The 9,772-nt window shown below is 62.2% G+C and carries 7 protein-coding genes; 3 read left to right on the top strand and 4 right to left on the bottom strand.

Going from position 1 to position 9,772, the window contains the following annotated elements:
• Positions 1–57: 57 nt before the first annotated feature.
• Positions 58–306, top strand: coding sequence for a DUF1488 family protein (locus VFW93_RS02815; protein ID WP_290679071.1), 249 nt, complete (start codon positions 58–60; stop codon positions 304–306).
• Positions 307–327: 21 nt separating this feature from the next.
• On the opposite strand, the gene VFW93_RS02810 is transcribed toward VFW93_RS02815, so the two are convergent.
• On the bottom strand, positions 328–1,191 hold the full coding sequence (locus tag VFW93_RS02810; protein WP_329692470.1) for an SMP-30/gluconolactonase/LRE family protein: 864 nt from the start codon (positions 1,189–1,191) through the stop codon (positions 328–330).
• Positions 1,192–1,392: 201 nt separating this feature from the next.
• The gene (locus VFW93_RS02805) at positions 1,393–2,277 is read right to left on the bottom strand and encodes a metal-dependent hydrolase (RefSeq protein WP_329692469.1); all 885 of its coding nucleotides are present in this window, start codon (positions 2,275–2,277) and stop codon (positions 1,393–1,395) included.
• Positions 2,278–2,439: 162 nt separating this feature from the next.
• Between VFW93_RS02805 and VFW93_RS02800 the strand changes: the two genes are divergently transcribed.
• The gene (locus VFW93_RS02800) at positions 2,440–3,543 is read left to right on the top strand and encodes a GGDEF domain-containing protein (protein WP_329692468.1); all 1,104 of its coding nucleotides are present in this window, start codon (positions 2,440–2,442) and stop codon (positions 3,541–3,543) included.
• A gap of 27 nt (positions 3,544–3,570) precedes the next feature.
• Here the strand turns inward: VFW93_RS02800 and VFW93_RS02795 are convergent, their stop codons facing one another.
• A complete protein-coding gene (locus VFW93_RS02795) occupies positions 3,571–4,413 on the bottom strand; it encodes a MoxR family ATPase (RefSeq protein ID WP_329692467.1) in 843 nt (280 codons plus the stop codon).
• 183 nt (positions 4,414–4,596) lie between these two features.
• Here VFW93_RS02795 and VFW93_RS02790 point away from each other — a divergent pair, with 183 nt between their 5' ends.
• Positions 4,597–5,202: a c-type cytochrome gene (locus VFW93_RS02790; RefSeq protein WP_329692466.1), complete on the top strand. Its 606-nt coding sequence runs from the start codon at positions 4,597–4,599 to the stop codon at positions 5,200–5,202.
• A gap of 85 nt (positions 5,203–5,287) precedes the next feature.
• On the opposite strand, the gene VFW93_RS02785 is transcribed toward VFW93_RS02790, so the two are convergent.
• The coding region (locus tag VFW93_RS02785) for a VWA domain-containing protein (RefSeq protein WP_329692465.1) at positions 5,288–9,772 on the bottom strand (4,485 nt) is incomplete at its 5' end.

The following is a 9,772-nucleotide window of genomic DNA, read 5'->3' as shown; positions in this document are numbered from 1 at the left end:
GACACTGGGCCCTTCCATCGAACCGTGAGCGTCTTGCTCACTGGAAGGAGACGCAAGATGAATGACGTTCGCCCACCCGTCTACGCCGGCCACGATTCCGTGATCGTGCGCATGCCCATTGGTCGCCGGCTGGTACGTGCCATCATCACCCGCGAAGCGCTGGAGACGCGCTTTGCCGCCGGTCACAGCCAGCAGGACTGGGTCGACGCCTATCACGCCCACGCCCAGGCCATCGAAGCCGTGGTGCAGGACAAGCTGTCCAAGGCCTGCCCCGAACCCATCCTCATCTCCAAGTACGACTTCTGACCCTGCTCACGGCGTGGTGCATCAAGGCGGCACCGCGCCTGGCAGCTCCATGATCCGGCCGCTGTGGCTGACGATATAGAGGCTGTCAGCTCGAAAGCCTTGTCCTGCACGCCCTACGGCCACGGCGCTGGGCAAAGTCAGGCCCGACACCAGTCGGCACAAACGGCCCTGGGGTGAGGCACGCCAGACTTCACCGCTGAAATAGGCCACCACATACAGGTTGCCGCGGTCGTCGATCGCCAGCCCATCCAGCCCAGCCAGGCTGCGCTGCGATGGCACCCGGGCATGGTCACGCACCTGACCATCCACGAGGTTGACGGACTTGATGCCCGCGGGCAGGAACTGGTTGACGTACAAGGTGCGCCCATCCTGACTCAGGACCAGCCCATTGCTGTTTTGCGCCAGCCACTTGCGCTGCACGGTGCCGTCAGGCAGGACACGGTCAAGACTCTGCGCCAGATCGTCCGAGGCGTAATACGTGCCGTCGGCCGCCCTCACCAGCCCGTTGGCCATCGACAAGCCTTTGATCACAGGTGTCACCGTGCCGGCAATCAGATCCACGCGTGCGATACCGGCCAGCCCGAGAGAGGGCATCAACCCGCCCAGGCCATTGCCCGTCCCGACCATGAGTTCCTGCTCGCTGTTGACGACGATGCCACCGGGGGACTTCAAGCCCTCGGCCACCAGAACCGGTGCCATCGCCGGGCCGTCCTTGCGTTTGAGCGTGCCGCTCAGGTTGTTGCTGAACACCAGCTTGCCCGACGGCAGGAAGGCCAGCGATTCGAGGGCGCCCTGATGGTCGTCGAGCACCCGCAAGGCACCCGAGCCTCCGCAGTCGGGCATGCCCGGGTCAGAGGCTTGCACGCCTCCGACCCAGCCGGCCATGGCCAGCAAGCTGCCCCAAACGATGCCCCTGATCACCCGCCTTGTATGCCGCGCCGTCATGTTGTGTCTCCTCGGTATGAAATGCCATGCGCACCAATTAAGTGATATTCGCATCACTTCATACTAAAGATCCACCAGAAGTTTGGCGATGGGGTTTACACGAGGCCGCTTGAACGGCTGCCGTACCCCCATCACACTGGGTCAGGCCTGTGCCAGCACCCTGGCCGTGAAGGCTTCGGACGCCTGCACCGGGTCGCCTGTGCGTTCGAAGTCCTTCAACCAGTCCTGATACCGCCCCATCTCGGTGTGCTGCCAGGGATGGAAGCCAGGCTTGAAGTAGGAGAGGTAATAGCCCAGCGCGGGCAAAAAGACGCCGCCCGGCTTGTACAACCACCACGCGCCCTTGAGCAGCATCTTCGCGCGCTGCAACAGGCCAAAGCCATCGTCCTTGAGCATGCGGTTGACCATGAACCAGTTGCCGATGGGGTACTCGATGCTGAAATAGATCAACCCGGCAATGCGCGTGAAATAGCCCGCCTTGGCCACCTTGGTCAGCACGTCGAAGCACACGGCCTTGTGCTCCACCTCCTCGATCGAGTGCCAGGTATAAACCGCCCGCATGCGCGGATCAAAGGGCGCGATGATCTCCGCGCGCTCCATGAAGGTCGTGCACATCATGGCGGTCATGTGTTCGGCCGCGGCCGTGTACGACAGGTTGAACGCCTTGGACCAACTCGACAACTGCCACTTGAACTTGCGGTCCAGAAAGCGCTGTGTCCAGCCCACGTTCAAACCTTGCTTTTCCAGCATGGCGTTGAACTCGGTGTGCACCATGCCATGCTGCGCCTCCTGGCGCGTGAAATCCTTGACCTCCTGCAGCAGATGCGGGTCCGTGATCTGGTCGCGATAGGCGCGCACCGTACTGATGAAGTAGCGCTCGCCGATGGGAAAGGTCAGCGACATCGCATCAAAAAAGCGCGTCTTGTACGGGTCTCCGCCATTCCAGAAACGGGGAATGCCGCTGCCAAGCTGGAAGTCCAGCTTTTCACGGGGTCGAATGGGGCAGGCGTGTGGGTCGTGGCTCATGTGGGGTCTCCTCGGCAAGCAGAGGTGCATTGCACACAGGCCGGCTTGATCGAGGTGGCCAAAGCTGTGCCTGATCGGACAGAAGCATGGCTACAACACCACCCATCATCCTGAGCCCCCTCGCCCCATGTGTACCGACCAGGCCGCTGCTATGCTGGCCGCATGGGAAGCCCTTTGCACCTGCACCTGGATCCAGCCTCGGCCTTGGCCCCATCGGTCGCCAGCCACTCCTTCAAGCTGCTGCTCAGCAGTGCCTGTGTGCTTGCCGGCGTCACCCACCTGGCTTTCGGCGTGTTGTTCTACCAGGCGCAGGTCCTGCCCATGATGTGGGTGAACGTCGGCAGCGTGCTCACCTATGTCCTGGCTGCCGCGCTGCTTCGCCGTGACCTCGTGGCGCTGGCCATGTTCCTGATGATCGCGGAAGTGGCGGCCCACGCCATCCTGGCGGTCATTGCGGTTGGCTGGGAAAGCGGCTTCCATTACTACCTGCTCATCGCCATACCGGTCTACCTGGCCAACCAGGTCAACAAGTGGCCTTTCAAGATCACATTTGCCGGCCTGATTGCCGTGGCCTATCTGCTGCTGGACTGGTACTGGCGCAAGGCACCACCGCACTTCGTGATGCCGCCCGATACCCTGGCCTATCTGCACCGCTTCAATCTGGCCACCACCATTGCGTTGATCAGCGGCCTGACCGTGCTCTACGTGCACCTCATCACCCAGGCCGAGGAGCGCCTGCACGAACTCGCCACCACGGACAGCCTCACAGGTTTGCTGAACCGGCGCAGCATCCTGGCCGCGCTGGAACGCGAACAGGCCGTGCGCGAGCGCAAACCTCATCCGACCTCGGTGCTGCTGGTCGACATCGATCACTTCAAGCGCATCAACGACCGCCTGGGCCACGCCGCGGGCGACGCCGTGCTGTGCGCCGTATCACGCACGCTGCAAGCCAAGGCCCGAGAGGTCGACCGCGTGGCGCGTTACGGCGGCGAAGAATTCTGCATCCTGCTGCCCCACACCCTGCATGACGGCGCGCTTCAAGCCGCCGAACGCCTGCGCGAAGCCGTCTGCCAGATCAACATCCCGTGGGGCGATGAGCACATCGCCGTGAGCATCAGCACGGGCCTGGCGTGCGCCGCCGAGCCGGGTGAGACCCTGCAAGCCTTGCTCAAACGTGCGGATGAAGCGCTCTACCAGGCCAAGGCCGAAGGCCGCAACCGGGTGGTGCTGGCGGCCGATCGCGTGAACCGCAGCCGCCAGGCCTGACACCGAGCCTGACGCCAGCCCCTGGAGTCAGCGATTGTTGCGGGCCATGTAGACCAGCTTTTCGAACAAGCTGAGATCCTGCTCGTTCTTGAGCAAGGCCCCCACCAGCGGCGGCACGCTGACCTTCTCATCCTTGCTTTGCAGCGCTTCCACAGGGATGTCTTCGGCCACCAGCAGCTTGAGCCAGTCGATCAGCTCGGACGTGCTGGGCTTCTTCTTGAGCCCCGGCAGGTTGCGCACCTCGTAGAAGTGGCGCATGGCCGCAGCCAGCAGATCCTGCTTGATGTGCGGGAAGTGCACTTCCACGATCTGCTTCATCACAGCGGCATCCGGGAAACGGATGTAGTGGAAGAAGCAGCGGCGCAAGAAGGCGTCCGGCAGATCCTTCTCGTTGTTGGACGTGATGATGACCAGCGGTCGGTGCCTGGCCTTGACCAGCTGACGCGTCTCGTAAACGTAGAACTCCATGCGGTCGATTTCGCGCAGGAGGTCATTGGGGAACTCGATGTCGGCCTTGTCGATTTCGTCGATCAGCAGGGCCACAGGCTGGTCGGCGTCGAAGGCCTGCCACAGCACACCCTTGACGATGTAGTTGTGGATGTCACGCACCTTTTCGTCGCCCAGCTGGCTGTCGCGCAGGCGGCTGACGGCGTCGTATTCGTACAGACCTTGCTGCGCCTTGGTGGTCGATTTGATGTGCCACTGCAGCAGGGGCATGCCCAGCGCTTCCGACACCTGTTCGGCCAACATCGTCTTGCCTGTACCCGGTTCACCCTTGACAAGCAAGGGGCGCTGTAGCTTCAAAGCTGCATTGACGGCCAGTTTCAGGTCATCTGTGGCGACATATTGATCAGTACCTTGGAATTTCATGCGCTAACTCAACCGGGTTGTTACTGTGTTCCAGTATAGGCGCCCCCTTAATAATGGGGTGCAGTCTCGTGTTTTTCCACTTGCCGGTTATTTTCCCCCGCCTGACACATGAAAACACAGCCCAACAAAATCATTCAGCATCTTGGCCTGCTCACTTTCGCGGGTCTCATCGCATCCGGGGCCATGGCCCAGGACACCAAACCTGGCGATGCAGCCGCGGCCAAATCCAAGGTGGCCATGTGCATCGGGTGCCACGGCATCATTGGCTACCAGGCCAGCTTCCCGGAGGTGCACAAGGTGCCCATGATTTCCGGGCAGAACGCGAAGTACATCGCGGCGGCACTGACGGCCTATCGCAAGGGGGAGCGCAAGCACCCCACGATGAAGGGCATCGCGGCGCCACTGTCTGATCAGGACATCGCCGACCTTGGCGCCTTCTACGAAGCCAGCGGAAAGGATACGCCACAGCGACCAGGCAAGAACAGCACACCCAATACCGACATTCAGGCCTTGCTCACCAAGGGCAACTGTGCTGCCTGCCACGGTGAGGGCCTCAACAAGCCGATCGATCCGTCGTATCCCAAGCTGGCTGGCCAGCACGCGGACTACCTGTATGTGGCGCTCAAGGCATACCATACATCGGACAACCCGAATATTGGCCGCAACAACCCGATCATGGGCGCACAGGCCAAGCTGTTCACGCTGGCAGAACTCAAGGTGCTGTCCAACTACATCAGCACCCTGCCCTCCGACCTGAGGACGGTGCCTCAGCCGAAGTTCAAGAAATAAGGCGGTTGCGCACTGCCGTGCGTCGTCCACAGCAAGCAAAAAGGCCCGCTCGGACAAGCGGGCCTTTTGCCATGGCCGAACAAGCTCAGACCTGATCGACCAGCAGCTTGCCCTGGGTCAGCAGCTTGTTGATCACGTCCTGATCGCTGGCGAGGTTGCTCAAACCCAGGCCTGTGCGCAGGTTGACGTTTTCCAGCACGATGCGCTCCGTCTCGGCCGAGTTGGTCGCGATGCCAAACAGGAAACCACCATTCGGGCTGACCTTGATGATGGTGTTCGCGGTCGTGGTGTCGAACTCCAGGTAGTTCGTCAGGTTACCGGTGTTTTCATTCTGCAGCAGGTCGCGCAAATCCAGCTTGTCGCCCTCGGTCAGGCTGAAGTCCTTGACGGTGTCCAACGCGCGGGTCGCCGCCGAGGTGCCGGGGTCTGCAAAGTGCCAGACGAAGACGTCGGCACCAGCGCCACCTGTCAAGGAGTCGCTGCCTGGTCCGCCAGAGATGATGTCTGCGCCATCGCCACCGGAGATCGTGTCATTGCCGTCGCCGCCAGAGATCACGTCATCGCCCTTGCCGCCATTGAGCACGTCGTTGCCGCCGTTGCCATACAGGCGATCGGACGCATCGCTGCCGGTGAGAACGTCGTTGCCGTCACGCCCCATCATGAACTCCGACAACTGCGACGCGCCATGGGTGTCAGCCTGTGCAGTACCTACCAGAACCAGGGTGTGATCCAGGTTGATCGCCAAGGTTGATGAGGCTGTGTCCCCATCCTTGTCAGCCAGGGCAAACGTGACGTTCTCGGTCACAGGGCCGGACAACTGACCCGGCGCGCCATAGGTGTAGGCGCCGGTGTTCATGTCTACCTTCAAGTCGCCACCCAGCGCCGTATGAACCGTCAGCGCCGGCGCTGCGGCGTTGTAGTGATAGGTCACCCCATCCACGGTGACGCTGTCGACATGACCGAAGCCATCGGCCCCCATGGGCGCGGTGGCCTTGCCACTGGTCACCAGGTTGCCACTGATGGTCTCGCCATAGGTACTCGACAAGGCCGTATCGAGCTGATCGAGGCTCGTGACCACGGTGCCATTGAGGTTCTCGCTGGCTTGCCCGTCATAAGCGACAGGATGGAGGTACGGCGCCGTCACGCCCGTTCCCAGGCCAATCGCGTAGCTCTTGATCTGGTTGTTGTTGAGGAAGGTCTGCCAGGCACCCTCCTCCGTGGAGTCGATACCATCGCCGAGATTGGCCTGCGTGGTATTGCCGTTCTGCCCGTTCACGCCCGGTGTCGGATTGGTGCTAGACAGGGTCGGGTCGCCATCCGAGAAGAAATAGGACACGTTCTGGGCGCCCGTGATCTTGCCGGTACCGGAGTTGAAAGCAGCCTGCGCCTGGGTCAAGGCGTAGTCGTAGTTGGTGCCACCGTCTGCGGTGACGGTCGCCAGCAGGGCCTTGGCTTGGGCCACGCTCAGCCAGTTGGCGCCTTGAGTCTGCGCGTTGGTGTTGAAGGTCACCAGACGCACGGACACACCACCCAGGTCGTCATACTTGTCGAGCAACTTCTCGATAGATTGAACGGCGGCCTCGAGTCGCGTCAGGCCGGGGATGCCGCTGGCGTTGGCCATGCTGGCCGAGTTGTCCAGCACGATCATCAGGTTGGTATCGAGCGTATTGAGGTTTTCGACGATGGTCGGACCTGTCACAGGCGCATCATCCTCCACGCTGACCACGAGCTGGCCCAGGCCCACCTTGCCGGTGGAGTCCAGCACCTTGACACCAAAGCTGATGTCCTTGACGTCCTCACCCGAACCTGCGTGGGCAATGGCTTGCAGCAGATTGAAGGTGTAGTCGCCGGATTTGGTCACGGAGATGGTGGCAACGGTCGTCGCGCTGGCGTCCGTGCCGTCCTTGCCAATGAGGCCGCCGGCGTTGTCACTGCTCCAGACCACCGTCTTGCCCGATGCGGTCACGACGCTGTCGGTTGGCGCGGTCAGGACAAGGCCCGAGACAGTGGCACCACCGGTGGTCGTCACGGTGATGTGGCCGGTCCCCGAGGTGCTGTCGGTGGTGTCTGCATCGGGCGTGGTACCTGTGGCGTCCTTGTTGCCCGCCGCCAGGCCTTCTTCCGACACATGCGCCTTGGTGGCGGTCAGCGTGGGCGCGCCAGCGACCGGCGCATTCAGCACCAGGTTGAGCTGCAGCGAGGAATTGACGATGTCGCCGTCGCCGTCCACCATGCTGTAGCCGATGGTCTCGCTCTGGCTGTTGGCCAGGTGATCGGGCGCCTTGTAGGTGTAGCTGCCTGTCAGCCAATCCAGGGTGAAAGGACTGCCCAACGGTGTGGTCACCGACAAGGTTGGATGAGCCGCATCGTAGGTATAGACCGTGCCGCCCACCGTGATGGAGGCCAGGTGTCCGCCATCAGCCCCCAGGGCAGCGCCGCCCACATTGCCCGAAGCAAAGATCTGGCCGCTGACCGAGCCTGTCACCGTACCCGACAGCGTGCTGTCGAGCTGGTTCAGGTTGCTGACGACGATGCCGTCCTGATTCAGCGCGAACTGACCGTTGTAGGCAATCGGGTTGAGGTAGGTCTGGGCCACGCCACTGCCCAAGCCGATGGCAAAGGCGTTGATCTGGTTGTTGTTGAGGAAGGTGCTCCAGCTGCTTTCCTCCGTGGCATCGATGCCGTCACCCAGATTGGGCTGCGTGGTGCTGCCGTCCTGTCCGTTGACGTTGGCCGTCGGGTTGGTGCTGGAGAGCGTCGGGTTGCCGTCCGAGAAGAAGTAGGCCACGTTCTGCGCACCCGTGATCTTGCCGGCGGGCGTGGCAAAGGCGGTTTGTGCCGTGCTCAGCGCGTAGTCGTAATTGGTGCCGCCCGTGGCCGTGATGGTGGCCAGCTTGGCCTTCGCATCGGCCACCGTCAGCCAGGAGCTGCCAACGGTCTGAGCCGTGTCGGAGAACGTGACCAGGCGCACCGCCACCGTACCCAGGTCATCGTACTTGTCCAGCAATTTCTGCATGGACTGCACGGCGGCCTGCAAGCGCGTCAGGTTGCTGATGCCGCTTGGATCGTTCATGCTGCCAGAGACGTCCAGCACGAACAGAAGGTTGCTGTCCTGGACGCTGAGCGTGTTGCTTTGGGCTACAGGGGCACTGGGCGCATCGTCTTCCACGTTGACGGTCAAGGTCGAGTTGGTGGTCGCCACGCCATCGCTGACCTTCACCGTGAAGTTCATGCCGAGGCTGTCTTCGCCCTGCCCCGAGTGCTTGAGCGCAGACAAGAGCGTGACCGTGTACTGCCCTGTGTTGTCGATGGTGGCTGTCAGCACCGTCGCGGCATTGGCCGCCGTACCGGCTTTGCCGATGAGGCCACCGAGACCGTCGCTGACCCAGTTGATCTGCGTACCGTTGGTGGTGAACACCGGTGCGGTGGGCGCGCCCAGGCTGACCGAGAAGTTGCTGGAGTCCGGGTCGGTGATCGCGATCTTGCCGCTGATTGTGGTGGCGTCAGTTGTGTCAGGGTTGCCGCTGGCGTCCTTGACACCGCCCGCCAGACCTTCTTCCGACACGCTCACGGTGGCCGAGCCAACGGTCGGTGCATCGTTGACCGCCTGAACCGTGATCACACTGGTGGCCACGTTGCTGTTGCTCGTGCCGTCAGAGACGGTGATGTCGACCGTGCGGGCCACTGTCGACGGGTTGTCCGAAGTCGAGCTGAAGGCAATGGCGTGCAGTGCAGTCTGGTAATCGGCCAGGCTGGCCACGCCCGCCAGCACGATGGTCGCGCCGTTGACCGTGGCGGTGATGCCCGCAGGCAGGTTTTCTGCCAGTGCCAGCACGTCACCGGCTTGCGGGTTGGTGAGTTTGATCGTGGCCCCAGTGAGTTGCGCACTGTCAACGTCCTTGATGACGACGTCACCGTCGACCACGCGAACGCCCATACCGTTTTCAACGTAGACCGCATTGAAGCCGGGATCCGCAGCGCCGGACGAGTTGTTGCCGTCCAGGTCGAGCGTCGGGGGCGCGTCGTTGTCCGTGATGGTGGCCGTACCGGAGGCGTTGCCATTGGCTGCAACGGCGCTGGAAACGTTCAGGGTGAAGACCTCTGAAGGCTCCGCAATGGCGTCATCGACCGTGGGAATGCGCACCAGCAAGCTGTCTTTACCCACGGGTACGTTGGCGATACCAGACGCCGCCGACTGCCAGGTCTGACCGTTGTCGAATGACACCTCCATGGCGGACGTGTAGTCGCTGCCCAGTTTGGCTGTGCCGTTTTGCAGCGTCAATTGCAAAGGCTGGATGGTGCTGCTCGGATGGCCAAGGTTCACGGTGAAGACGGCGGCATTGCCCTCTGTGGCGCTGGCGTTGCTGACGACGATCACGGGGCGGTCATCGTCAGGTGTGCCACCATTGGGCAAGCTGCCCGTGCCGTCGTCGTGGATCGTCGTGGTTTGCGATGCCGTGGTGAGGACAGCACCGACCGGGTTGCTCAGCTCGACCTTGAAGTTCTCTGCGCCTTCGTAGGTACCGTCGTTGGTGATCGACACCGTGATGGTCTTGCTGACCTCATTGGG

The organism is Aquabacterium sp. (genome assembly GCF_036279675.1).
GTDB lineage: Bacteria > Pseudomonadota > Gammaproteobacteria > Burkholderiales > Burkholderiaceae_C > Aquabacterium.
The sequence above is the reverse complement of the archived record's forward strand: the minus strand, read 5'-3'. Positions and strand labels throughout refer to the sequence as shown.

Coding starts and splice junctions, on each gene's coding strand:
- VFW93_RS02790 (WP_329692466.1), top strand. CDS start 4,597: ATGGCCCAGGACACCAAACCTGGCGATGCAGCCGCGGCCAAATCCAAG.
- VFW93_RS02815 (WP_290679071.1), top strand. CDS start 58: ATGAATGACGTTCGCCCACCCGTCTACGCCGGCCACGATTCCGTGATC.
- VFW93_RS02795 (WP_329692467.1), bottom strand. CDS start 4,413: ATGAAATTCCAAGGTACTGATCAATATGTCGCCACAGATGACCTGAAA.
- VFW93_RS02805 (WP_329692469.1), bottom strand. CDS start 2,277: ATGAGCCACGACCCACACGCCTGCCCCATTCGACCCCGTGAAAAGCTG.
- VFW93_RS02810 (WP_329692470.1), bottom strand. CDS start 1,191: ATGGCCGGCTGGGTCGGAGGCGTGCAAGCCTCTGACCCGGGCATGCCC.
- VFW93_RS02800 (WP_329692468.1), top strand. CDS start 2,440: ATGGGAAGCCCTTTGCACCTGCACCTGGATCCAGCCTCGGCCTTGGCC.